The 24887-nt window shown below is 67.9% G+C and carries 24 protein-coding genes; 10 read left to right on the forward strand and 14 right to left on the reverse strand.

All coding sequences use genetic code 11. The annotated features are described in order from the left end of the window. Positions 1-31 precede the first annotated feature (31 nt). From AC1DY7_RS09295 to AC1DY7_RS09315, 5 genes are read left to right on the forward strand one after another with little or no spacing between them, the layout of a single operon-like run. Positions 32-916 carry an oxidoreductase gene (locus AC1DY7_RS09295; protein WP_477493381.1) on the forward strand — a complete coding sequence of 295 codons (885 nt, stop codon included), beginning with the start codon at positions 32-34 and terminating at the stop codon, positions 914-916. Then, a complete protein-coding gene (locus AC1DY7_RS09300; protein WP_477493382.1) occupies positions 913-1590 on the forward strand; it encodes a hypothetical protein in 678 nt (225 codons plus the stop codon). Before AC1DY7_RS09295 ends, AC1DY7_RS09300 begins: the two co-directional genes overlap by 4 nt. Positions 1591-1628: 38 nt before the next feature. After that, on the forward strand, positions 1629-2345 hold the full coding sequence (locus tag AC1DY7_RS09305) for a class I SAM-dependent methyltransferase (RefSeq protein ID WP_477493504.1): 717 nt from the start codon (positions 1629-1631) through the stop codon (positions 2343-2345). A gap of 10 nt (positions 2346-2355) precedes the next feature. Next, positions 2356-3837, forward strand: a complete 1482-nt coding sequence (locus tag AC1DY7_RS09310) for a glutamate-cysteine ligase family protein (protein WP_477493383.1) — start codon at positions 2356-2358, stop codon at positions 3835-3837. Between the two features lie 20 nt (positions 3838-3857). Continuing rightward, positions 3858-4529, forward strand: coding sequence for a class I SAM-dependent methyltransferase (locus AC1DY7_RS09315; protein WP_477493384.1), 672 nt, complete (start codon positions 3858-3860; stop codon positions 4527-4529). A 3-nt stretch (positions 4530-4532) separates the two neighbouring features. Here the strand turns inward: AC1DY7_RS09315 and AC1DY7_RS09320 are convergent, their stop codons facing one another. The 13 genes from AC1DY7_RS09320 to AC1DY7_RS09380 all read right to left on the reverse strand — a co-directional run bounded on the left by AC1DY7_RS09320 (position 4533) and on the right by AC1DY7_RS09380 (position 18624). Beyond that, positions 4533-5684, reverse strand: a complete 1152-nt coding sequence (locus AC1DY7_RS09320; protein ID WP_477493385.1) for an acyl-CoA dehydrogenase family protein — start codon at positions 5682-5684, stop codon at positions 4533-4535. A 9-nt stretch (positions 5685-5693) separates the two neighbouring features. Next, positions 5694-6773 (reverse strand): ergothioneine biosynthesis PLP-dependent enzyme EgtE, encoded by a 1080-nt coding sequence (gene egtE / locus AC1DY7_RS09325; protein WP_477493386.1) that lies wholly within the window; start codon positions 6771-6773, stop codon positions 5694-5696. Then, positions 6770-7708: an L-histidine N(alpha)-methyltransferase gene (gene egtD, locus AC1DY7_RS09330; protein WP_477493387.1), complete on the reverse strand. Its 939-nt coding sequence runs from the start codon at positions 7706-7708 to the stop codon at positions 6770-6772. The genes egtE and egtD overlap by 4 nt, the downstream gene beginning before the upstream one ends. Beyond that, a complete protein-coding gene (egtC, locus tag AC1DY7_RS09335) occupies positions 7705-8397 on the reverse strand; it encodes an ergothioneine biosynthesis protein EgtC (RefSeq protein WP_477493388.1) in 693 nt (230 codons plus the stop codon). The genes egtD and egtC overlap by 4 nt, the downstream gene beginning before the upstream one ends. Next, positions 8390-9676, reverse strand: coding sequence for an ergothioneine biosynthesis protein EgtB (gene egtB, locus AC1DY7_RS09340; protein ID WP_477493389.1), 1287 nt, complete (start codon positions 9674-9676; stop codon positions 8390-8392). The genes egtC and egtB overlap by 8 nt, the downstream gene beginning before the upstream one ends. Then, complete coding sequence (gene egtA, locus AC1DY7_RS09345) at positions 9673-10926, reverse strand: ergothioneine biosynthesis glutamate--cysteine ligase EgtA (protein WP_477493390.1); 1254 nt, start codon at positions 10924-10926, stop codon at positions 9673-9675. Before egtA ends, egtB begins: the two co-directional genes overlap by 4 nt. Positions 10927-11031: 105 nt before the next feature. Further along, positions 11032-11670: a sensor domain-containing protein gene (locus AC1DY7_RS09350; protein WP_477493391.1), complete on the reverse strand. Its 639-nt coding sequence runs from the start codon at positions 11668-11670 to the stop codon at positions 11032-11034. Between the two features lie 30 nt (positions 11671-11700). Beyond that, positions 11701-12225: an LppU/SCO3897 family protein gene (locus tag AC1DY7_RS09355; RefSeq protein WP_477493392.1), complete on the reverse strand. Its 525-nt coding sequence runs from the start codon at positions 12223-12225 to the stop codon at positions 11701-11703. An 84-nt stretch (positions 12226-12309) separates the two neighbouring features. Then, positions 12310-12720 (reverse strand): hypothetical protein, encoded by a 411-nt coding sequence (locus AC1DY7_RS09360; protein WP_477493393.1) that lies wholly within the window; start codon positions 12718-12720, stop codon positions 12310-12312. 53 nt (positions 12721-12773) lie between these two features. After that, positions 12774-15047, reverse strand: coding sequence for a maltose alpha-D-glucosyltransferase (treS, locus tag AC1DY7_RS09365; RefSeq protein WP_477493394.1), 2274 nt, complete (start codon positions 15045-15047; stop codon positions 12774-12776). A 140-nt stretch (positions 15048-15187) separates the two neighbouring features. Beyond that, positions 15188-16267, reverse strand: coding sequence for a DUF4185 domain-containing protein (locus AC1DY7_RS09370; RefSeq protein ID WP_477493395.1), 1080 nt, complete (start codon positions 16265-16267; stop codon positions 15188-15190). A gap of 44 nt (positions 16268-16311) precedes the next feature. Further along, positions 16312-17358 carry an aspartate-semialdehyde dehydrogenase gene (locus AC1DY7_RS09375; protein ID WP_477493396.1) on the reverse strand — a complete coding sequence of 349 codons (1047 nt, stop codon included), beginning with the start codon at positions 17356-17358 and terminating at the stop codon, positions 16312-16314. Then, complete coding sequence (locus tag AC1DY7_RS09380) at positions 17359-18624, reverse strand: aspartate kinase (RefSeq protein ID WP_477493397.1); 1266 nt, start codon at positions 18622-18624, stop codon at positions 17359-17361. It lies immediately after the preceding gene. Positions 18625-18717: 93 nt separating this feature from the next. Here AC1DY7_RS09380 and AC1DY7_RS09385 point away from each other — a divergent pair, with 93 nt between their 5' ends. After that, positions 18718-19296: a nitroreductase family protein gene (locus AC1DY7_RS09385; RefSeq protein WP_477493398.1), complete on the forward strand. Its 579-nt coding sequence runs from the start codon at positions 18718-18720 to the stop codon at positions 19294-19296. Here AC1DY7_RS09385 and AC1DY7_RS09390 read toward each other — a convergent pair. Then, positions 19286-20527: a glycosyl hydrolase family 28-related protein gene (locus AC1DY7_RS09390; protein ID WP_477493399.1), complete on the reverse strand. Its 1242-nt coding sequence runs from the start codon at positions 20525-20527 to the stop codon at positions 19286-19288. The two genes, AC1DY7_RS09385 and AC1DY7_RS09390, sit on opposite strands and share 11 nt — an antisense overlap. 123 nt (positions 20528-20650) lie before the next feature. Between AC1DY7_RS09390 and AC1DY7_RS09395 the strand changes: the two genes are divergently transcribed. The 4 genes from AC1DY7_RS09395 (at position 20651) to AC1DY7_RS09410 (ending at position 24886) form a co-directional block, all read left to right on the forward strand. Then, the gene (locus AC1DY7_RS09395) at positions 20651-21904 is read left to right on the forward strand and encodes an ammonium transporter (protein WP_477493400.1); all 1254 of its coding nucleotides are present in this window, start codon (positions 20651-20653) and stop codon (positions 21902-21904) included. 110 nt (positions 21905-22014) lie between these two features. Further along, the gene (glnT, locus tag AC1DY7_RS09400) at positions 22015-23328 is read left to right on the forward strand and encodes a type III glutamate--ammonia ligase (protein WP_477493401.1); all 1314 of its coding nucleotides are present in this window, start codon (positions 22015-22017) and stop codon (positions 23326-23328) included. 11 nt (positions 23329-23339) lie between these two features. Beyond that, positions 23340-24209, forward strand: a complete 870-nt coding sequence (locus tag AC1DY7_RS09405; RefSeq protein WP_477493402.1) for a class II glutamine amidotransferase domain-containing protein — start codon at positions 23340-23342, stop codon at positions 24207-24209. Then, positions 24197-24886 (forward strand): protein glxC, encoded by a 690-nt coding sequence (locus AC1DY7_RS09410; protein WP_477493403.1) that lies wholly within the window; start codon positions 24197-24199, stop codon positions 24884-24886. Before AC1DY7_RS09405 ends, AC1DY7_RS09410 begins: the two co-directional genes overlap by 13 nt. The last annotated feature ends 1 nt before the right edge of the window (position 24887 follow it).

Raw genomic sequence — 24887 nt, forward strand, 5'->3', positions numbered from 1 at the left:
TCCGACGGTGGGTCTGCATAACCTGAGGGGTATGCAGACCCACCCGCTCGGTCCGTTCGACGTCGCGCGCATCGGATTCGGCGCAATGCAATTGCCCGGCCCCGGCGTCTTCGGCCCACCAAAGGACCGCGATCAGGCACTCGCCGTACTGCATCGCGCCGTCGCCCTGGGCGTCAATCACATCGACACCTCCCAGTACTACGGCCCCGACGTCGCCAACGAACTCATCCACGAAGCCCTGCATCCCTACCCGGCCGACCTGGCCCTGGTCAGCAAGGTCGGGGCCCGCCGCGACGCCCGGGGCGGCTGGTTGCCCTACGACCAACCCGACGAGCTCCGGCGGGGCATCGAGGACAACCTGCGTGCCCTTCAGATCGATCGGCTGGCCGCGGTCAACCTGCGGATCATGCCGCCGGGCGACGCGCCCGACGAGATCGCCACGCTGGATCCGCAGACTTTAGGCCCTCAGCTCGACGCGATGATCACCGCGCGCGACGAGGGCCTCATCTCGGGGATCGGCCTGAGCAACATCGGGCTCGATCACCTCAAGTTCGCGCTGGAGCGCACCGAGATCGCCTGTGTGCAGAACGCTTTCAACCTGTTGGACCGCACTGCCCAGCCCGTGCTCGACCTGTGTTTCGAGCACGGCATCGCGTTCGTGCCGTTCTTCCCGCTGGGATCGGGCTTCAATCCGCAGAACCCGGTGCTGAACAACGAAATCGTCACCCACGCCGCCGCCGATCTCGGCCGCACCCCGGCCCAGATCGTGCTGGCGTGGACGCTGTCGGTGTCACCGCACGTACTGCTGATCCCGGGTACCTCCTCGGTGTCCCATCTGGAGCAGAATCTGGCGGTCGCCGAGATCGAACTGCCCGACGAGGTGAAGAGCCGCCTCGATAGCATCTCCGGACGATGAATATCGACGATCTCACCGGCTACGCGATCCCCGTGATCGTGGCCGTTCTCACCGGACTCGGCGGTGTGCTCGGCGTCAGCTTCCGTGACGCCGACGCCACCGAGCGCCGGCGTGGCATGTGGCTGTACATGCTGGTGCTGCTCACCGCGATCGCCACCTCCGCGGCGCTGAACTCGGCGTCCGGGTTCGGCAAGCCGCTCAGCGCCGTCCTGATGACCATCGCCGCGTGCGCCGTCGCCGTCGGCACGCACGTGCTGTGGCGCCGGATCGTGTTCGACGCCCCGGAACGCAACATGAAGATCGCCATGACTGCAGTGGGATTGGCTGTCGTCGTGATCATTTCGTCGGTGACCTACACCTACATCTCGGGCAAGGGCTGCCGGCAGGCGCAGACTCTGATCGCCACCAGCATGGCGCAGTCGGCGTTCGTCCTGCCGTCGTTCGCCAACCAGGGCCCGACCAGCGGCGACTTCCAGAAGTGGTCCCGCGACCTGCATGATCAAGCCGCACGGGTCACCGCGGGGGACATCACGCCACAGGTGAAGGATCTCGTCGACCTGGCCGACCAGATCACCGCGACGGTGCAGATCGGCGACACCGGCACCCACGCACTGCTCGGTGCCCGGTTCTACGACGTGCTGCGGGTGCTCCTGCAAAAGTGCCAGAACATCTGAAAACCGTGGCAGCCGACAAGTTCTCCGACATCGACAGCATGCCCCGCGGCGGGCCGGACGCCTCCTGCGTCGACCGGTTGCTACAGACCGACCGGCCCGAGTACCTCGACCGCGATGACGTGGACCCGCGCGTCAAGCGCAGCGTCATCGCCGCGTTGGACTGGACCGGACGGGTGTTCGGCAACCATGACCAGTTCGCCCGCATCGTCCTGGACGAGGTCGCCGACGTCGCGGATCCGCGGATCCTGGAACTCGGCGCCGGGCACGGCGCACTGTCGGCCGGCGTGTTGGAGCAGCATCCCACCGCACGGCTGACCGTCACCGACATCGAGGCGGACTCGGTGGCGGCGATGGGCGCCGGCGTCCTCGGCCATCATCCACGCGCCCAGGTGCGCGCGATGGATGCCACCGCGATCGACGCGGCCGACGGCGAGTTCGCCCTGGCGGTGTTCGCGCTGTCCTTCCACCATCTGCCGCCGGGCCTCGCGGCGCAGGTACTCGCCGAAGGCACCCGCGTGGCCGACAAACTGATCGTCATCGACCTACCACGGCCGCCGTCCCCAGTGCATCTGCTGCGGCTGGCGACGATGCTGCCGCTGGCCCCGTTCGTCCCGTTCGTGCACGACGGGGTGATCAGCTCGCTGCGCTGTTACAGCCCGTCGGCCATGCGGGCACTGGCCGCGCACGCCGGGGTGGACGTGACCGTGCGCGCAGGTCTGTTCGGTCCTCAGGTGTCGGTGGCCACCCGCGGCTAGGCTCGGGCCCGTGGGTGACGACGTCACACAGACCGACTTCAGCAGGGCCGAGCGCCGCGAGTACCGGCGCAAGGTACAGCTGTGCCTCGACGTCTTCGAAACCATGCTGTCGCAGTCCAGTTTCGAGTTCGACCGGCCGCTGACGGGCATGGAGATCGAGTGCAACCTGGTCGACAGCGCGTACCAACCGGCCCTGCGCAATGCCGAGGTCCTGGCGTCCATCGCCGACCCGGCCTACCAAACCGAATTGGGCGCCTACAACATCGAATTCAACGTCCCACCGCGCCCGCTTCCCGGTCGGGCGGCGCTGGACCTGGAGGAAGAGGTCCGGGTCAGCCTGAACGCCGCCGAGGCCAAGGCGGCCGAAGACGGCGCGCACATCGTGATGATCGGGATCCTTCCGACGTTGATGCCCGAACATCTGAGTGCGGACTGGATGAGTCCGTCGACGCGCTATCAAGCCCTCAACGATTCGATCTTCACCGCCCGCGGTGAGGACATCGACATCGACATCGCCGGGCCGGAGCGGCTGGCGGTGCAGTCGGCCGATATCGCCCCCGAATCTGCCTGCACCAGTGTGCAATTGCACCTTCAGGTATCGCCCGCCGACTTCGCCAAGAACTGGAACGCAGCCCAGGTGCTGGCCGGTCCGCAGTTGGCGCTGGGCGCCAATTCGCCGTATTTCTTCGGACACGAGCTGTGGGCCGAGACCCGTATCGAGCTGTTCACCCAGGCCACCGACACCCGCGCCGACGAACTGAAGACCCAGGGCGTGCGGCCCCGGGTGTGGTTCGGGGAACGCTGGATCACGTCCATCTTCGATCTGTTCGAGGAGAACGTCCGGTATTTCCCGTCGTTGCTGCCCGAGCTGTCCGACGAGGACCCGGTCGCCGAGCTCGCGGCCGGGCGTTCACCGCAGCTGGCCGAACTGCGGCTGCACAACGGCACCATCTACCGGTGGAACCGACCGGTCTACGACGTGGTCGACGGCCGCCCTCATCTGCGGGTGGAGAACCGGGTGCTACCCGCCGGACCGACGGTGGTCGACATGCTGGCCAACTCGGCGTTCTACTACGGGCTGTTGCGCACGCTGTCCGAGGAGGACCGCCCGGTGTGGACGAAGATGAGTTTCGCTGCGGCGCACCATAATTTCACCGCCGCAGCACGACGCGGCATGGACGCCCGGCTGTACTGGCCGGGCCTGGGCGAGGTGACTCCCGACGAGCTGGTGTTGCGCGAGTTGCTCCCACTGGCCGACGAGGGCCTGCGCCGGTGGAGCGTCGCCGCCGACGTACGGGACCGCTATCTGGGTGTCATCGAGGGCCGCGCGAAGACGGGGCGCAACGGCGCCGCCTGGCAGACCGCGACGGTGCACGCCCTGCAGGAGCGCGGCCTGACGCGACCCGAGGCGCTGGCGGAGATGCTGCGTCTGTACTGCGAGGCGATGCACAGCAACGCCCCCGTCCATACGTGGGAGACACCCGCCCCCTGACGCGGCGTACGTTGGATGCCATGGCATCTGAGGTTTTGGACTGGGACGGCGCATACCGGCAGGACGGCACCTTCGAGGGTCCGCCGCCGTGGAACATCGGCGAGCCGCAACCCGAACTGGCGGCCCTCATCGCGGGCGGAAAGGTCCGCAGCGACGTGCTCGACGCCGGCTGTGGACACGCTGAATTGTCACTGTCGCTGGCGGCGCAGGGCTACAACGTCGTCGGCCTGGATATTTCGCCGACTGCCATCGCCGCGGCGAATCGTGCAGCACAGGAACGCAATCTGAGCACCGCCGCGTTCGCTCAGGCGGACATCACGTCGTTCACGGGATACGACGGCCGGTTCAGCACCGTCATCGACTCGACGCTGTTCCACTCGATTCCCGTCGAGGCACGGGATGGCTACCTGCAGGCGGTGCACAGGGCTGCGGCGTCGGGGGCGTCGTACTTCGTGCTGGTGTTCGCCAAGGGCGCCTTCCCCGCCGAGCTGGAGCAGAAGCCGCACGAGGTCGCAGAGGACGAACTACGGGCCGCGGTGTCCAAGCACTGGACGGTCGACGACATCCGCCCGGCGTTCATCCATGCGAACGCCACCGCCATTCCCGACGAGGCACCGTTCGAGCTCACGCACGCTCTCGATGACAAGGGCCGGATCAAATTCCCGGCCTTCCTGCTCAGCGCGCACAAATAACGCTCAGATGCCGCCGCGGGACACCAGTTGTGCGGCGATGACGTTGCGTTGGATTTCGTTGGTACCCTCCCCGACGATCATCAGCGGGGCATCCCGGAAGTAGCGTTCCACGTCATACTCGGTGGAATAGCCGTAGCCACCATGGATGCGCACCGCGTTCAGGGCGATCTCCATCGCGGTCTCAGAAGCGAACAACTTCGCCATCCCGGCTTCCATGTCGCAGCGTTCGCCACTGTCGTACTTCTCGGCGGCGTACCAGGTGAGCTGGCGGGCTGCGGTCAGCTTGGTGGCCATATCGGCCAGATAGTTGCCGATCGACTGGTGCTTCCAGATCGGCTTACCGAAACTCTCGCGCTGCTGGGCGTAGGCCAGCGAATCCTCCAGCGCCGCGGTGGCCACCCCGAGCGCGCGCGAGGCCACCTGGATGCGTCCTGTCTCCAGGCCTTTCATCATCTGCGCGAAGCCCTTGCCTGGCTGCCCGCCCAGGATCGCCGCAGCGGGGATCCTGTACTCGTCGAAGGCCAGCTCACACGATTCCACACCCTTGTAGCCCAGCTTGGGCAGATCCCGCGACACCGTCAGCCCGGGGCCGTGTTCCACCAGCACAATGGAGATGCCCTTGTGCTGCGGTGTCGCGCTCGGGTCGGTTTTACACAACAGCGCGATCAGATCCGAGCGCCGCGCGTTCGAGATCCACGTCTTGGACCCGGTGATCACCAGATCGTCGCCCTCGGCTTTCGCGACGGTCGTCATCGCCTGCAAGTCCGAGCCGCCGCCCGGTTCGGTCAGCGCCATCGTCGCGCGCACCTCGCCGGTGGCCATCCTCGGCAGGTAGGACTGCTTCTGTTCCTCGGTGCCGAACAGGGTGAGCAACTTGGCCACCACGGTGTGCCCACCCATCGCCCCGGCCAGGCTCATCCAGCCCCGCGCCAACTCCTGGGTCACCTGCGCATAGCAGGGCATCGACACCGGGCTGCCGCCGTAACCCTCGGGCACCGCCAGACCGAAGATCCCGATCTGCTTCATCTGTTCGATCCAGCGCTCGGGGTATTCGTTGGCGTGCTCGACCTCTTGCACCGTGGGCTTGACCTCGCGGTCGACGAAGGCTCGCACGGTCTGGATCAGATAGGACTCTTCGTCGTTGAGCGCGGTCACCCGCTCACACTAACTACAGGCCACCAGCGCCTCGGCGAACTGCTCCAGCTCGGCTTCGGTGACGTCGACGTGCGGGGACACCCGCAGCACGGCACGCGCGAGTTCGTATGGTGCGCGCACCAGTTCGCACGCGGTGGTGACGATGCGATGCTCGGCGATCAGCCGGGACCGGACCCGCGCCGGGACGGCGTCCCCGGTCGGTTCCAGGGTGGTCAGGGCGGTGGGTTCGTCGACGGGTTCGACGACGCGCCAGCCGGGGATGTCGGCCAGCGCGGTCCGCGTCCAGCGGCCCACCTCGGCCAGTCGCGCCCGCACCGCCGGTGGCCCGGCGGCCAGGTGCTCGCCGACCGCCAGCGCGTACCCGACGCGCGCGGCGATATTGGCCTCGCCGCTCTCCAGCGGTGGCAGCCGGGGTGCGAGACCCCGCGCGAATGCGGGCTCCAGCGCCAGTACCCCGACACCGCGCGGGCCGGCGAGCCACTTACGCGACGAGGAGTACAGCACGTCCGCCCCCACCGCACAGTCGAGATGGCCGAATGCCTGGGCGGCGTCGATCACCAGCGGCACCCCGAGATCCCGGCACACCGCGGCCAGTTCCGCCTGTGGCTGCGCGACCCCGCGGTGGCTGCCCAGGGCGGTCAGGTGGACCAGCGCGGGCGGATCGGCCCGTAGGACGTCGGTGGCCCCATCCACCAGGAGACGCCCGAGGGGGTCGACGGGCAACGGTCGGACCGCGAAATCGTTCGCCGCCATGATCGCGAGATTGGGTCCGTACTCACCCGGCGGGCAGGCCAGCGTGCGCGCACCGGCCCAGCTGCTCAGCAGGAGATCCAACGCGTGGTTGGAACCCGTCGTGAAGACGACCTCGGCGTCCGGGATGGCGGCCAGCGCGCGTACCGCGTCACGGCCGGCGTCCAGCACCGGTGTGGCGGCTTCGGCGGCGACGTAACCACCCACCTCTGCTTCATGGCGGGCATGGGAGGACGTCGCGTCGATCACGGCGTTGCTCTGCCGGGAACAGGCCGCGCTGTCCAGATGCAGTCCCGCCACGGGGGGCCGGGCGTCGCGCCACAGCTGCGCGAGGGTCATTTGACCGCCAGCGAGAGCCCGAAATCGCCCGCCGGGTCCGTCCACCAGTGTGTCCGGCGCAGGCCGGCCGCTTCGAGTTCGGCAGCCACGCCCTCGGGCCGGAACTTGCAGGACACCTCGGTCAGCATCTCCTCGCCTGCCGCGAAGTCGACCGCCAATCCGAGTGCGCCGACGTGAACGCGCTGGGCCGGAACGGATTTCAGCCACATCTCGATGCGCTCCAGTTCGTCGTTCCACTTGGCGACGTGCTCGAAGGCGTCGAGGTCGAAGTCGGCGTCCAGCTCCCGGTTCACCACGGTCAGCACGTTGCGGTTGAAGGCCGCGGTGACACCGGCGCTGTCGTCGTAGGCGCGCACCAGCCGGTCGGTGTCCTTGACCAGATCGGTGCCCAGCAGAAGCGCATCACCCGGTCGCAGCGTATCTGCCAGTGCCGCAAGGAAATGGGCACGCGGCCCGGCGGTGAAATTGCCGATGGTCGAGCCCAGGAAGATCACCAGGCGCCGGCCCTGCTGCGGGATGGTGCCGAGATCCTGTTCGAAATCGCCGCATACGGTCTCGACCTCGACGCCCGGATATTCGGTGCGCAGCGCGGCGGCGGCATCGCTGAGCACACTGGGATCCACGTCGAACGGGATGAACCGGCGCAGCAGATCGCGACCGGTCCAGGCGTCGAGCAACAGCCTGGTCTTCTCGGAGGTGCCGCTGCCCAGCTCCACGAGCGTGTCCGCGCCGGAGGCCGCCGCGATCTCGGCCGCTCGGTCACGCAGGATCGACGCCTCGGTGCGGGTCGGGTAGTACTCCGGCAGTCGGGTGATGCGGTCGAACAGGTCGCTGCCGACGGCGTCGTAGAACCACTTGGGCGGCAACGTCTTCGGGGTCTGCTGCAATCCGTCGAGAACGTCGCGGCGCAGGGAGTTGGCCAACGAGAGGGTCATGGCGATCCTTCCAGAGAGGTGAGGGTGACCTGCCCGGCCGCCACCTGCACGAGGTGGCGGTCGGGAATGTCACGCCAGTCGGGGTCATCGTCAAAGGGTTCGCTGGCGAGCACCACGCCGTCGGCGCGCGCCAGCACCGACAGGGTGTCGCCCCACGTGGTGGCCAGCAGCCGGGAACCGTCAGCGGCCAGGATGTTCAGCCGCGCCCCGGGATCCGCCGCGCCGACCTCGGCGACCGTGGCGCCCAGCGCATCCAGGCCGCGGCTGAAGATGTGCGCGGCCAGCACGGCGCTGTCGACGGTGGACTCGGCGTCCCGAGCCGGCGGCAACACCCCGCGGTCGACGATGCCGTTGTGCGACAGCAACCAGGTGCCGTCGGTGAACGGCGCGGACGCCGACGGTTCGATGGGCATGCCGATGGTGGCCGACCGGACGGCGGCCACCACACAACCGCTGCGCAGCGCGGGCGCAACCGACGCGAAGGAGGCGTCCCCCCACAGCGGCTTGTCGCTGCGCCAGCGGTGCAGACCGCCACCGGAGAAGAAGCCGACGCCCCAGCCGTCCGCGTTCACCGTCCCGTGTTTCTGTCGGCGCGGCGAATAGGACTGCACCAGTAGACCTTCCGGCGGGTCGAGCACCAGTGCGGACACCGCCACCGGGGCGCCCAGCCACCCGAGATGCCTACACATCCCAGGCCAGTCTCACTCCGGAGAAGATCTGGCGCCGGATCGGGTGGTCCCAGTTGCGGAAGCTGGGCCGCACGATCCCGGCTCCCACCGCCCACGCCCCACCGCGCAGTACCCGGTAGTCACCCGCACCGGAGCCGTCGAAGAACGGTTCGCTGTACCGGTCGTAGATCATCGGGGTGAATCCGGGCCAGGGCCGCAACACGGAGCTGGTCCACTCCCACACGTCACCGAGCATCTGTTCGGCCCCATACGCCGACGCGCCGCCGGGGTAGGCACCCACCGGCGCCGGTCGCATGGCGGCACCACCGAGGTTGACCAGATCCGCGGTGGGTTCGGCTGCGCCCCAGGGGAACCGGCGGCGTGCGCCGCGAGCGGGATCCCAGGCGCAGGCCTTTTCCCACTCGATCTCGGTCGGCAGCCGGGCCCCCGCCCACGCCGCGTACGCCTCGGCTTCGAAGAAGCCGACATGCTGGACGGGTTCGTCAGCGGGGATCTCCTCGACGTGCCCGAACCGGGTGCGGGTGCCGTCCGGGTTCCAGAATGCCGGCGCCACCAGCCCTGCCTGCTGCCGGTGCTCCCACCCGCGCGGGGACCACCAGCGCGGCTGGTGGTATCCGCCGTCGTCGATGAACCCACGCCATTCCGCGACGGTGACCGGGACCCGGCCGATCCGGAACGCGTCGACATGGACCGTGTGGGCGGGCCGTTCGTTGTCGAGTGAGTACGGCTCGTCGGATGCGTTGACGCCCAAGGTGAATGACCCGGCCGGTACGGGCACCGAGGTGCCGGCGACGGCGGGGCGGCCGGCGGGCAGGGACGCCCCGGTTCCGAGGATCGGCGGCCCGGCGCGCAGGTTCAGCGCCTGCAGCATGGTTTCGTCGTGCTGATTCTCGTGGGAGACCACCAAACCGAAGCGGAACAGCTCGTCCTCGGTCCGGGCCGCATCGAGCGCATCGAGGGCGCGGTCCCGCACGGTGCGGCAGTACACCCGCGCGTCGGTGGGTGGCAGCAGGGGAAGCCGGACGCGGCTGGCGCGGGAATGCACGAACGCGTCGTAGAGCGCTTCGACGTCGGGGGCCAGCATGCCGGGCCGGTCTGGGTCGCCGTAGCGCAGCAGCCACAGTTCTTCCTGCTGTCCGATGTGGGCGAGGTCCCACACCAGCGGGCTCATCAGCGGGTCGTACTGGCGGTGCAGTTCGGCGTCGTCGAAGTCGACCAGTGCCAGGGTGCGTTCCCTGGCCCTGGTGAGCTCGGCGGCGAGCACCTCAGGTGACGTCACAAACCATCCTTCGCCAAGTGCGTGAGGACCGCGGGGATGCCGTCCGCGAGGACCCGATCGGAGAAGTCGTCGGCCGGGCTGCGGCCGGCCGTGACGTTCCGCAGTAACCGCTGCATCGGTTCGACCAGTTGCTCGGGTGCATGTTCTGCGGCGGCGCCCACACAGCGGACGGCGGCGGCCTGCAGGCGCGGGTCGGCCAGCCCCACCCTGGCGGCCAGATCCCATTCCGTGGCAACAGGTTCGGTGGCCTCGGCGGCGATCTGCGCGGCCGCCGGGTGGTCCATCAGCGTCGCCAGCGTGAAGGCGACCGCCGGCCACACATCGTCGGGCACGCTGTCCAGGTAGCGGATCTCCAGCCACTGCCGGGGCCGCACCGGCGGGAACAGCGTCGTCAGGTGGTAGTCGAGATCCGCGTCGGTGGGCGGCCTGCCACCCAGGGACGCGCGGCCGTCGGCCCAGTCGGCGAACGTCGCCCAGTCCGTCGCGGCCTCGGCCTGGCCGCCGCGGCCCTCGGCGCGCACCAGCATCACCGGGGCGCGTAGGGCATAGCGCGCCCAGTCCGCCCCGGGATCGTCACCGTTCTGGCCGAGCACCGGACCGCAGCGGGCGGCGTCGATCTGACCCCAGACACGCTGCCTGGTGCTGCGCCAGCCGGTGAACTGGCCACCGAGCAGCGGGGAGTTGGCCGACAGGGCGGTCATCACCGGTCCCAACGCATGGGCCAACCGCACCCGGTCGGCCCATTGCTCACGTGGGCCGGCTTCGATGTTCACCTGTATCGAGGCCGTCGAGGTCATCATCTCGGCGCCTGCGGTACCCGATCGGGCGAAGAAGCGCTCCATGGCCTGGTACCGGGCTCCGGGGTGGATGCGCTGTGCGGGGCGCAGCGGGTCCGTGCCCAGCAACACCAGGCCCAGCCCGCGGGCCGCGAACGCGCCCCGCAGCACGTCACGATCTGCGGTGATCGCCGTGATCGCGGCAGACACCCCGGCCGCTGGCGGGCCGGACAGCTCGACCGCACCGCCGGGCTCGACCGTGATGGTGCTGCCGCCCGGTAACGCAGGCACCGACTCGATGGCGTCACCGATCTCATCCCAGCCCGGCCTGCGGGTGGGGTCTCCGACGTCGTAACAATGCGCTTCGAGTTCCAGGCCGACCACACCGACCGGGCCGTCCCGCAGACAGTCCTCGGCGACGCGCGCAGCCATGACGCCGGAAGCGCAGTCGACATCCCACGCAGCGGTGGTCATGCGTGCCGTTCCTCCCCGGTGGTCTGGACGCTAAGGAGCCGTTCTCACTATCTACCCTTTATCTTCCAGAAGGGTCCGACATATTCCCAAGGCTTTTGCGCACAGCTACTGACCCAGCGAGTTCTGCATAGCCCCCGCAAGCACGTTGACCGCGGGCCCGCCGTTCCCAGATTGGCAGACCTTGGCCTGCAGCAAAACATTGTCCCGCAATCTGGTCTGCGTGAAGCACCGCCGGTCGGTGCCGGCTTCCTGCTTGACCCAGACCGCGTCGGCGGGTGCGGCGGGTCCGCCGGTGAAGGTCCACACCTCGGTCACGAAGTTGTCCAGATGCATCGGGGTTGTCTGCCCCGAGCAGCCCACGGTGCGGTCGGTGATGCGGTGAAAGGCCCTGGCGGCGGCGTCAGCGGTGGCGAAGACTCCGACGGCCTGCTTGACCAGGTGCGTGGTGTCGGTCGCCGAGGTCTGCGCCAGCGCGCTGTTGAACGATGCGAGGTCGGGATCGTCGTACACCTCGGGTAGGCCGATGTCGGCCCAGTTGTTGCACGCCGGGTTCTCGACGGAGAACGCCTGGATGGGGTCGGTGAAGTCGGCTCCCCATCCCAGCGGCGCGCCGATGATGTTGGCCACCGAGCCCTTGGGCAGCACCGCGTAGTTGACCACTCCGGGATCGGACGGCCTGGCCCACGCGGGGGCGGCCAGGATGACCGCCGCGCATACCCCGGCCGCAGCTGCTGTCAGGCGCATGGCATCGATCATGCCAGGGCGCAGAGTCCCCTAGAAAAGTGTCTGGGTGCAGTAAGTGCGGGCCGGTGCGGGATACGGCCAGGCGTAGGAGCCGACGACGGCGGGGCAGGCGGACTGGTCGCGGATGTCGAGTCGCTGGGTGATCTGGACGACCAGTGCCGATCCACGGTCGGCGCAGTCGGCCTTCTGTACGACGCCGATCGGCATCTCCATCGTGTAGCAGTGCTGGGCAACGAGATTGGGCACCAGGCACAGCCGGGCGGTGCCCGGTTCGGCCAACTGCGTTGACAGGTGCTGGTATTCGTTGCTCGGGCAGTTGCCGTTGGCGTCGGCGGTGGCACCCACGGTGTAGCTCGGATCGGCGGTGCACGGCGACTTGTCGGCACGGGCCTGCGAATCCGGGGTCGCCGAGGGGATCTGAACGCAATCACCCACCGCGAAGATCGTCGACGTCGCGATGTCGGCGGGCTGACCGCGGAATCCGCAGGAGGACAGGATCGCTGCTAATACCACAACGCCGACCATCAGCACGGTAGGCGACGGTCGGCGTGTCATGGTTAGCGACACTCTCACGAGTCGGCCGCTGCTGCCAAGCGGTCACGGGGATTCTCAGACCCCCGTGACCGTCCTCTTAAGGTCTCAGGGGCGCGGGGCGCCGGGACCCTGCTGTCCTCCCGGTCCGCCGGGGCCCTGCGGCCCACCTTGCTGACCACCCGAGCCGGGGCCGTCGCCGCGCTCTCCCGGGCCGCCCGGACCGCCGCGCTCACCCGGGCCACCCGGGAAGAACATGTGCGGCGGGCCCTCCCGGTGGAACATGCCCGCCTCGTGGTGCGGACCGCCGTGGTGACCACCGTCGGAGGTCTTACCCAGGTAGAACCCGGAGAAGAACACCACGGCGACGATGAAGGTGGCGCCGGCGGCGATACCGACCCAGGCCACCGCCTGGAACAGCTTGTTGTGACGTTTGCGCTCCACGACGACCGGCTCCGCGGGCGAAACGGTCGTCACCGGGGCGACGGGAGTGGTGGGGGTTTCGGCTTCTTCGCTCATGCTTTCCATGATGCCGACGTGCGGCAATGCGCCAGATAGCTCAGCAATATGAATCAGCTGTGAGATGGCGGCACGTCGTCGACCGGTGCGGTTTCCACGAGCAGCGACATCCCGTGGTGCGCGGGCATCTCGACGCCGAAGCTGTGCAGGTCGTCGACCGCGGCGATGACCTTGCCGCTGAACATGTCCGACACCACCGCGCTCGGCGGCAGGTGTTCGGAACGGACGGTGCCCGCGATGTCTTCGTTGGCGAAGTTCAGCACCGTCAACTGCAACTGGTTCGGATCGTCGAGTTGGTGGACCATGACCAGCATGCCGCGCTGGGACACCTCGGGGATGTCGATCTGCCTGCTGGTGGCGATACCGAAGTGCGTGCGTACCTTCAGGATCGCCTGGAGCTGACGCAGGAAGCTGGTCTCGTCGGCGAGTTGCTCCGGTATGGGTCCGTACAGGCTGACGCCGCGGGGCATCCCCGCGCCCGAGTGGGTGGCCTCCGGATTGACGCCCATCAGGTCGTGGGCGGCACGGTGGATCCACCGGGTGTCCCCGCCGCGCAACAACTCTCCGACCTGTTCGGACGGCAGCGTCAGCATTCCGCACAGGTCCCATCCCGACAGCGCGAACACACCAGGCTGCAGGGCGTTGAACATCGCCATCAGCAGATGTGCCCGACGGATGCGGTCGAGATCGCCGATGTCATCGAGATCCGTGACACCCAACGTTGCGGCGATGACCGTAGCCGTCGTGCAGGCGATCCCGTTGGTGGTGAACACCAGGTTGTAGGGCGCGCGCGGGCCGGTGAGCGCCTCGGTGAGGTCGGTCCTCACGGCATGGCCGAGTTCCTCACCGGTGACCTCCTGACCCTTGTAGGTGAAAACGTCGTCGCGGTGCCCGTTGGACCAGTGCACCAGTTCGTAGGTGAGCTCGTCGTGATTCTGCAGCGCATGCACCAGCGAGGCGGGGTCCACATCGGACTCCAGCGTGGTCCGCAGCGTCAGGCGCAGGAATTCGGTGTCCGCGGTGGCCAGCGCGTGCTGGTAGGCCGGCCGATTGATGAAGTCGTAGGACAGATCCGGGCCGGCGACGCTGTTGTCCCGGATGTCGTCGATGGTGAGGTTGAGCTCCTGGAAGGTGAACCCGCCGAGCTTGCGCACCATGCTGCCGATGAACTGATTCGCCGCCTGGGACAGTGGGTGGCCCTCGGACCAGCCCACGTCGTCCTCGGCCGACTTCTCCGCGCCGAGAAAGCCGTTGGCGTCCAGCCGCAATCCGCCGGTCCCCAGGTCCGACAGCGAATGGAGCGCGTCGCCGATCACCAGCCGCATCCCGGCGAAGCTGGGGTCCAGCCAGTTGATGGAGGGCTGACCGTCCTTGAAGTAATGCAGGTAGACCCAGCGCCGCTCGACGCCGTCGACGCCGACGATCGGACGCGTGACACTCCAGTTGGTCTCTTTGATGCCCTCGGCATAGAAGATGACGCGCTGCAGGCGGCCGATGATGTAGCCGGCCTTGTCCAGCCAATCCTCGGTGGCCGCATCGACATTCACCGAATCGGCCCCCGCGGGAACGGCGGGCAGGTTCTCCCAGTCCCGGGAGTCGATCTCGACCATGTGATAGATGCCGGGGTAGTCCGCGTACTTCATCTCGGCGAGCCGGAAGTCGGCGCCCTTACCGGTGTGCCCGGGCACGATGTCGTCGATGATGGTGCCGCCGTACCAGTTGGCCGTCCCGCACATCTCGCGGAACTCTTCCTCGGTCCCGAAGGCGGGGTCGATCTGGGTGCTGATCCGGTCGAAGTGACCGTCCACGCTGGGCGTCAGCTGCCAGCCGGAGATGCCTCCCGCGCGCTTCACCGGCCCCGTGTGGACAGCCTGAATACCTATTTGCGCAAAGGCTTTCCACAATTCCTTATCGGACATTGCCTTGAGGAACGACTCATCGGAACGCGTGATCAAGGACAGTGGATAGGCCGTGAACCACACCGAGGCGGTGTCGACGGCCGAGCGCGGGTTCGGCCGGGCGAAYGGGTTCTGCCACATCGACCCCTGCCCGGAGAACTGCTGGCTGATCTCGTTGGCGTCGGCCAGCATCGACTGTGACAGCAGCCAGGACACGTAAGCGGGGTTCTCCCCCGTCGGCGAACCATCCTGAGCCAGGGACCGCCGCACGAACGGGGTACGCACCCGGGGCCGCGACCGCAAGGTCTTGGGTCGCGCCGGGTGCAGGTACTCGTCGAAGGTGATCTCGGTGGGCTCGTTCGGCTGCTCGTCAGACGAACCAGCGGAAGCAGCGACCGGCTCCGGTGGTTCAGCTGTCTGCGACGACATCTGTCTCCTCCCTCACCTGGCATGACGGTGCTGCCCCGTTGGGCAGTATTACCGGACCCCGCCGTCTTGAAACCTGTGGACGCGCAGGGCTGACGCCGCCTCGATGCTACGCGAACGCCGCCCGCCGCAACGCCTGCGCGCTAACCCGTTGCGGCCCAGGGCTTCAGCGGATTCACCGCGAATTGGATCACCCGGTACGGGGCGTTGTCCGCCGGTGCGGTGTGCCACTGACTGACCAGGACCCGCAGTTCATCGAGCGTCGACGCAGGTGAGATGTAGCCGCCGTACGGCTGGGCCAGGCTGTTGTCCCCCGGTGCAGGCAGATCCTCCGGCGCATCCGGCCACGGCGAGCCGACGGCCACCGTCGTGACCGGCGCGCTGCCGAGGCGGGTGGGGTCGTCGGCTACCCGCACCTCCATGTTGCCGGTGGTGGAGTTGAAGTAGGACAGCACCGTCTTGCCGTCGATCTGGCGCACGCTGAGTTCACCGGTCTGGTCACCCCACAGCGGGGTGGGTGACTGACCCCAGCCCTGGGTCGCCGACCAACCCCGCCACCGGCCCCGGTCGGTGAATTCCTTCGGCGGGACGCGATACAGGTAGGCCGGGCTGCTGCGATCGAAATTGTTGGCCACGATGTACACCCAGCCGGTGGCCGAGTCGTGGGTGGGGACGGGGTCGTAGTATCCGCTGATCTGCGACTGCGCGCCCCCTGCATAGGTGGCGTCGCGCTGCGATTTCGGCACTGTCGGCCAGTTGGGTTGCGCCGCATCCGCTTTCACCAGGCGTGACGATTCGGGTTTGAGGTTGCGCGTGGTGGTGACCAGCAGATAGTTCTCGCGGTTGATCGACACGATGCCGGCAGGCAGCACCGACGCGCCGGGCGGCTTCGGGTCGGCCAGCAGCGGTGTCGACGCGCCGGTGACCCCGGTGACGCGGAGTTCGGTGGCGATCGAGTCGGGGTCGATGTGCAGCGCGACGGGCGAGTACCAATTCCCGAACCCCACCCCCTGGCCGGCGAAGCTGTCACCGCACACCTGCAGCGTCCGGCTGGGGAACTCCATGAACTCACACAGGTCGGTCGCGCCGATACCGTAATCGCCGGTGGCCGTGCCCGTTCCGGCCACCGGGCCGAGGCGGATCACCTGGCCGGGGGCCAGGCCCAGGTCGGCATGCACGGGTGGGGCGCACACCAGCGCCGAGATCGACGTAAGGGCACACACCACTCGCACTCTGGCGCCCACCTGTGCGATTCGGCGCAAGGGGATCAGAGCTGGGCGGCCAGCAGTTCGGCGATCTGAATGGTGTTCAGGGCGGCGCCTTTACGCAGGTTGTCGCCGGAGACGAACAGCGCCAGACCGCGACCGTCCGGCGCCCCGGGATCCTGGCGGATCCGGCCGACCAGTGACTCGTCGGCGCCCGCAGCCGCCAGCGGCGTCGGTACGTCCACCAGCTTCACCCCCGGCGCGCCCGCCAGCAGTTCGCGCGCCTGCGCAGGCGAAAGTGGTTCGGCGAACTCGGCATTGATCGACAGCGAGTGCCCGGTGAACACCGGAACCCGCACGCAGGTGCCGGACACCAGCAGCTCCGGGATGCCGAGGATCTTGCGGCTCTCGTTGCGCAGCTTCTGGTCCTCGTCGGTCTCACCCGAACCGTCGTCGACCAGTGCGCCGGCCAGCGGAACCACATTGAACGCAATGGGCGCAACGTATTTCACCGGCGCCGGGAAGTCGACGGCGCGCCCGTGGTGCACCAGTCCCTCGATGCCGCCGATGACGGCGCGCGCCTGGGTGGCCAGTTCTTCGACGCCGGCCAGGCCGGTACCGGACACCGCCTGGTAGCTCGACACGATCAGCCGGGTCAGGCCCGCGGCGTCGTGCAGCGGCTTGAGCACCGGCATCGCGGCCATGGTGGTGCAGTTCGGGTTGGCGATGATGCTTTTGGGAAGGGATCGAGCCCGGTTGGCGACATCTCTGGCGAAGTTGACCTCGCTGACCACCAGCGGGACCTCTGGGTCCTTCCGCCAAGCCGACGAGTTGTCCACGACGACGGCGCCGGCCGCGGCGAACCGCGGCGCCTGCACCCGTGACATGGTGGCGCCCGCGGAGAACAGCGCGATGTCCAGACCGGACGGGTCGGCGGTCTCCGCGTTCTCGACCTCGATCTCCTGGCCGCGGAACGTGAGCTTCTTGCCCTCTGAACGCGGCGACGCGAAGAACCGCACGGAGTCGGCCCGGAAGTCCCGTTCCTCCAGCAGTGCCCGCATCACTTGGCCGACCTGACCGGTCGCACCCACCACACCGATGTTCACCATTTAAATCCCACTCCCCGCGTACACGACAGCTTCCTCGTCGCCACCGAGACCGAAGGCCTCATGCAGCACGGCGACCGCCTTGTCCAACTCGGTGTCCTTGATCAGCACGGAGATCCGGATCTCGGAGGTGGAGATCAGGTCGATGTTGATGCCCGCGTCGGCCAGCGCCTCGCAGAACGTCGCGGTCACCCCGGGGTGGCTGCGCATACCCGCACCGACGAGGGACACCTTGCCGATGTGATCGTCGTAGAGCACGGCGCTGAAGCCGATCTCTTCCTTGAGTGCGGTCAGCTTCTCGACCGCGCCCGGGCCGCTCTCCCGCGAGCAGGTGAAGGTGATGTCGGTCTTGCCGTCCTCGACCTTCGAGATGTTCTGCAGCACCATGTCGATGTTCACATCGGCGTCGGCGACGGCACGAAAAACCTTGGCGGCGTAGCCCGGAACGTCGGGCAGCGCGACCACGGTGACCTTGGCCTCGCTGCGGTCGTGGGCAACTCCGGTCAGGATGGCGTCTTCCATGGGGATGTCCTCGATCGATCCTTTGACGATGGTTCCTGGCTTGTCCGAATACGACGAACGGACGTGAATCGGCACGTTGTAGCGGCGGGCGTATTCGACGCACCGCAACATCAGCACCTTGGCGCCTGCCGCGGCCATCTCCAGCATCTCCTCGAAGGAGACGGTGTCCAGATGCTTGGCGTTCGGCACGATGCGCGGGTCGGCGGTGAAGATGCCGTCGACGTCGGTGTAGATCTCGCAGACGTCGGCGTGCAAGGCGGCCGCCAGCGCGACGGCCGTGGTGTCGCTACCGCCGCGGCCCAGGGTGGTGACGTCCTTGCTGTCCTGGCTGACGCCCTGGAAGCCGGCGACCAGGACGATCTTGCCCTCGTCCAGGGCTTCACGCAGTCGCGTCGGGGTGACGTCGATGATCTTGGCGTTGCCGTGGGTGCCCGTGGTCACGACGCCGGCCTGCGAACCGGTGAACGACCGGGCCTGCGCGCCGAGCGACTCGATGGCCATGGCGACCAGCGCGTTGGAGATGCGCTCACCGGCGGTCAGCAGCATGTCCATCTCGCGGGCGGGCGGCGCCGGGGACACCTGGCGGGCCAGATCGAGCAGGTCATCGGTGGTGTCACCCATCGCGGAGACGACGACGACGACGTCGTTGCCGGCCTTCTTGGTTTCCACGATGCGCTCGGCGACGCGCCGAATCCGATCGGCGTCTGCCACCGATGATCCGCCGTATTTCTGCACGACGAGCGCCACTGTGTACCTCTCAACCGCCGGGAATGTCCACCCAAGGATAAAGGGTCGGCGCGATGGTTTTTACCCCTCCACCTGCCGGTAGCTTCAATAGTCATGAGTGATCGGTTCGCACGGACCAGTGTGCCCATCCATCCGCCGATCGCAGCCCGCTGGAGCCCGCGGGCATTCGATGCGAACGCGGTGCTCAGCCACGACGAGCTGACCGCCCTGTTGGAGGCCGCGCGCTGGTCGGCCACGTGGGGGCATCGCGAGCCGGTGCGCTACGTCGTCGGCATCCGCGGGGACGAGACGGGGACCAAGCTCGCGGACCTGCTCAAGCGGGGCAACAGCTACGCCCGCGCGGCGGGCGCGCTGATCCTGGTGTGCGCCGACGACGGGGAGGACGACCGCACGGCCCGCTATGCCGCCGTCGACGTCGGCGCGGCGATCGCTTCGCTGTCCATCGAGGCGGTCGCCCGCGGACTGATCGCGCATCCGATGGCGGGTTTCGACACCGACGGCGCGCAACAGGTCTTCGGTCTTGCAGGAGGGCTACGACCGTTCGCGATCGTCGCGGTCGGATCACTCGGTGACTACGCGCAGGCCGACGAGGCGATCGTGGAACGCGACAGCAGGCCGCGGGAACGGCTACCGCTGGAGCAGATCGTACTCAACTGGCCGCTCAGAGGGTGAACCATGCGGTGCCGTCGGAGACCAGGTCGATGACAGCACCGCGGCCGAGATCGACGTGGTCGAGCTCGTCGATCTTACCGTCTGGCGGGCTCACCCGCACGGTCCCGGCCACCGTGTTCTTGACGGTGTACCGGCCGGGACGACCCGACGGCAGCCACACCCGGGTGGCGCCGGCCAGCAGGTAGACGCCTTCCTCGCCCAGTGTCACGTCCGCGTCGGTCACGGTGAAAACGGCCGTTCGGTTCGCCGACGTGTTGCCGGCGATGCCGACGTGCTCACCCGCGGCGCGCACCGCGGCGACGGTGAAACCCCGGTTGTCCCACTGGTTTCCGGTGATCGCCAAGATGTCCACGAATTCCGCGTCGACGGCGTGCGACCACCCCGCGTCGTCGTCGGTGCAGGCGATGAAGTTACCGGTGATGCCGAACCCGGAGGTGCGGTGTTGCGCATCGCGCGAGTAGATCCCGATGGCCGGCCAGCGGCCGGCCTCCTCCTTGCCGCCGTTGGTGATGTTGTTGCCGACGATCTGCACCTGGGGCGCATCCTCGGCCAGCCAGTCCGGCATCGTGTAGATGATCGCCTCGCGGTGCGCGCCTTCGCAGATGTTGCCGATGATCGTCAGTGACTTGTTGCCGCGCAGTTCGATGTTGTGGCGCGGGGACCCGTTGAGGTGATTGGCCAGGATCCGCACCGGACCCGCCTCCACCGAGAGGTTCGGGCCGGTCGAGCCGACGTTGTTGTTGACGATCCACGAGTCGTAGAACCGGTAGGTGGTGTGGATGCCGGTGCCGTCACACTGCTCGACGAAGTTGTCGTCGATCCAGTTGAGCAAGCCGATGATGTTGGGGTTCAACGAGATTCCGAACCCCTGCCAGCGGCGCACCCAGCAGTGCCGCAGGTAGCTCTTGTCCAGATCGACGACGACACCCGCGCCGCCGTGGCCGCCCGCATCGATCGTCAGGTTCTCGATGCGGCACTCGGTCCACTTGCCGGTGATCACGGTCGACGGTCCGGTGGCCAGCAGAGTGGAGGCGCGGTCGTCGTCGCCGACGAGGAACACCTTCGCGAAGTCGCCGGACAGGGCGGCCGCCAGGGCGTAGGTGCCGGCGGGCAGGAACACCGTGCCGCCACCCCCGTCGTGCGCGGCCTGCAGAGCGGCCGTGATGGCCGGGTGGTCGTCGGTCCTGCCGTCCGCCGCAGCGCCGTACGCGCTGATATCGATCACCGCCATGCGTTCACGATATGGGCGGTCCAGCCGTAACGCGGCCGCAACAACAGGAACCTGTCCACGTAACAGAAACATCGTCTACTGCCAGTGATCGGCCAGGCGGCCGCACCCCCTCAGGAGATGCTTATGGATACCGGAACCACCGCGTTCATGCTGTGTTGCATCATCGGCCTCACGATGATGATCCCCGGACTGGCGCTGTTCTACGGCGGCATGGTCTCGGTGAAGAGCTCGACCAACATGATGATGATGACCTTCGGCGCAGTGGCACTGGTCGGTGTGCTGTGGGTGCTGTTCGGGTTCTCGATGACGTTCGGGACCTCGATGGGCGGATTCGTCGGCAACATCACCGAGTTCTTCGGCATGAAAGACCTCTTGGAGTCGCAGACCACCATCTCGGGCCTGCCGGTGAGCCTGTTCGCGTTGTTCCAGGCCCTGTTCGCGGCCATCACCGTCGCCCTGATCTCCGGCGCCGCCGCGGACCGGATGAAGTTCGGCGCCTGGATGGTCTTCGCCGGCCTGTGGGCCGTGCTGGTGTACTTCCCCGTCGCGCACTGGGTGTTCGCGTTCGACGGTGTCGTCACCGAGAACTCGGTCGGTGGCTGGATCGCCAACAACCTCAAGGCAATCGACTTCGCCGGTGGCACCGCGGTGCACATCAACGCCGGCGCGGCGGCCCTGGCCGTCGCGATCGTGCTCGGTAAGGCCGCCAACTGGGGCCAGCTGCGTAAGCCCCACAACGTGCCGCTGACCCTGCTGGGCGCCGGACTGCTCTGGGCCGGCTGGTACGCGTTCAACGGTGGGTCGGCGCTGGCCGCGGGCAACTCGGCGGCGATCGTCATGGTCACCACGTTCGTCGCGACCTGCGCGGCGACGCTGGCCTGGCTGGCGGTGGAGAAGTTCAAGGACGGTCACGTCACCGGTGTCGGCGCGGCAGCAGGCGCCATCACCGGCCTGGTCGCCATCACCCCCGCCTGCGGTGCGGTCACCCCGGTCGGCGCGATCATCCTCGGCCTGGTGGCCGGCGCGATCTGCCCGTTCGCCGTCAGCCTCAAGAACAAGTTCGGCTACGACGACTCCCTCGACGTGGTCGGCGTCCACCTCGTCGGCGGCATCATCGGAACGCTGATGATCGGTTTCCTGGCCAGCGACAGCATGCCCAATGCCACCAACGGCCTGTTCTACGGCGGCGGGTTCGACCAGCTGTGGCGCCAGGCCGTCGCGGCCGGTGCGGTGGTCATCTACTCGTTCGTGATCGCCTACATCATCGCGTTCGCCCTGAAGAAGACGATCGGCATCCGTATCTCGCCCGAAGAGGAGGAGAAGGGCATCGACACCCACGTCCACCGGGACGCGGCGTACGAGCTCGCACCCGCGTAGATCCGACCCGGCCCGGCCGGCGCAGCGTTCTGCGCCGGCSGGTCACCGGGCTTTCTTTGGCCCATTCGAGTTTCACCGTACGATACTCTGGTTCACATTAGGAGACTGACATGCCGCCTGACCTCGGCACCCTCGCCACCCGGTCCGACACCAAATTCGTCCTCGCGCTGTTCGTCGACCTGCGCGGAAAGCCTTGCGCCAAACTGGTTCCCGTCGAGGCGATCGACCAGCTGGCCACCGAGGGAGTCGGCTTCGCCGGCTACGCCGTCGGCGCCATGGGCCAGGAACCCAAAGACCCCGACCTGGTCGCGATCCCCGACCCGGCGTCCTTCACCCCGATCCCGTTCATCAAAGAGGGCCTGGCCCTGGTGCACTGCGACCCTCACGTGGAAGGCAAGCCGTGGCCGTATGCGCCGCGGGTCATTCTCAAGAGCCTCATCCAGCAGACCGCCGACGCCGGTTTCGAGCCGTGGGTCGGTGCCGAGGTGGAGTACTTCCTGCTGCGCCGCGACGCCGGCGGCAACCTGGTCACGGCCGACGCCGACGACAATGCCGCCCAACCCTGTTACGACGCACGGGGTGTCACCCGGATGTATGACCACCTCACCGCGATCTCCACGGCGATGAACGCGCTGGGCTGGTCCAACTACGCCAACGACCACGAAGACGGTAACGGGCAGTTCGAGCAGAACTTCGCGTTCGCCGATGCGCTGACCACCGCCGACCGAGTGATCACCCTGCGCTATCTGCTGTCGATGATCGCCGCCGAACGCGGCATGGTCGCCACGTTCATGCCCAAGCCCTTCGGTGATCGGACCGGAAACGGCCTGCACCTGCACATGTCGCTCACCAGCGCGGGCACCCCGGTGTTCCCCGCCGACTCCGAGGCTCCCGACGCACGCGGCCTCGGCCTGTCCGAGACCGCCTACGGATTCATCGGCGGTGTCCTGGACCACGCCTGCGCACTACAAGCCGTCGTCGCCCCAACCGTCAACTCTTACAAGAGGACCGGGGCCACCACCACCGCGTCGGGGGCCTCGTGGGCGCCACGCAAACCGAGCTATGGCGGCAACGATCGCACCCACTACATCCGGGTGCCGGACAACCAGCGGGTCGAACTGCGCGGCGGCGACGGCTCGGCCAATCCGTACCTGGCCATCGCGGCCGCGCTCGGGGCCGGCATCGACGGGATCAAACGCAGCCTCGACCCCGGTGACGTCGGGGCGCAGGGTCCGGCGACCTTGCCGCCCACCTTGCTGCACGCCATCGACGAACTCCAGGCCGACCCGGTGATCACCGGCGTACTCGACGCCGCAGGGGACGGCGTCTCGTCCTACTTCGCCGGTGTCAAACGTGACGAGTTCTTCGCCTACCACGGCACCGTGTCGCCGTGGGAAGTCGACCAATACCTGACCGCTTTCTAGAAAGGGACACCATGTGCGGGATCGTGGGGTTGCACCTGCGCACACCGGAGCTCTACCCCCGGCTGGGCGAACTGCTCACCGGAATGCTCTGTGAAATGTCGGACCGCGGTTCGGATTCGGCCGGGGTGGCCGTCTACGGCGACCCGGTCTGGTCACCGCCGGGCCGCGGTGCCGTGTCGGTCACCGATATCGCTGCGGCACCCGCCCTCGGACCGGATGTGACGGTGGTACAGGTCGATTCGACCTATGTCCTGACCGCCGACACCCCGTCGGAGGAACTGCTCGCGCGGGTGCGGGCGGCCTGCCCGGACGCGCTGATCTCCGGATTCGGTGCAGATCTGGCCGTGCTCAAGGGAGTCGGTGATCCGCGGGCCCTGACCGAGGGCTGGGGGCTGGCCAAGGCTCAGGGCTGGCAGGGCGTCGGGCATACCCGGATGGCCACCGAGTCGGCGGTGACCCCGTCGGGCTGCCATCCGTACACCGTCGGTCCGCAGCAATGCCTGGTGCACAATGGTTCCTTCGCCAATCACGCCACCATCCGGCGCGAACTGCGCAGGGCGGGTGTGCACTTCGACAGCGAAAACGACACCGAAGTGGGCGCGAGGTTCGTCGCGAAACAACTGGCCGACGGGCGCGACGTGGAGAGCGCGCTCAAGGAGCTGTGCGCCACCTTTGATGGCTTCTACACGCTGCTGGTGTCCGATCGTGATTCGTTCGCGGTGGTGCGGGACGCCATCGCCTGCAAGCCGGCGGTGATCGCCGAGACATCCGACTGGGTGGCGATGGCCAGCGAGTACCGCGCGCTGGCCGGGCTGCCCGGCGTCGACGAAGCCAAGATCTGGGAACCGGAACCGGAGGTTGTGTACGCATGGACCAGATGACCGTGACGCAATTCGATGTACGCACCACGCCGTTGCGTGAGGTGAACTCGACTCTGCACCAACCGGATGTCAACGGCGAGTTCGTCATCGCCCACCCGGACGGCGCACACAACGTCGCCGTCGGACTCAACGCGCCGGTGCGGGTGAGCATCGAGGGGCACGTCGGGTACTACGCCGCGGGCATGAACCAGCTCGCCGACGTCGTCATCGCGGGCAACGCCGGCACCGGCGTGGGCGAGAACATGATGAGCGGCACCGTGCGGGTCACGGGCAATGCCTCACAGTCGGCCGGTGCCACCGCGCACGGCGGGCTGCTGGTCATCGAGGGTGACGCGGCGGCACGCTGCGGGATCTCGATGAAGGGCGTCGACATCGTGGTCGGCGGCAGCATCGGCCACATGAGTGCCTTCATGGCCCAGGCCGGGCGCCTCGTCGTACGCGGCGATGCCGGTGAGGCACTGGGTGATTCGATCTACGAGGCACGGCTCTACGTGCGCGGCGAGGTCGCCTCCCTCGGCGCGGACTGCGTGGCCAAGCCGATGCGTCCCGAACACCACACGGAACTGGCCGAACTGCTGGCCGCGGCCGGCTACACCGATGACACCGCGGAGTACACCCGGTACGGATCGGCCCGAAACCTCTATCACTTCCACGTCGACAACTCTGCGAGCTACTGAC

This window comes from Mycobacterium sp. P2_H7, from assembly GCF_056403275.1.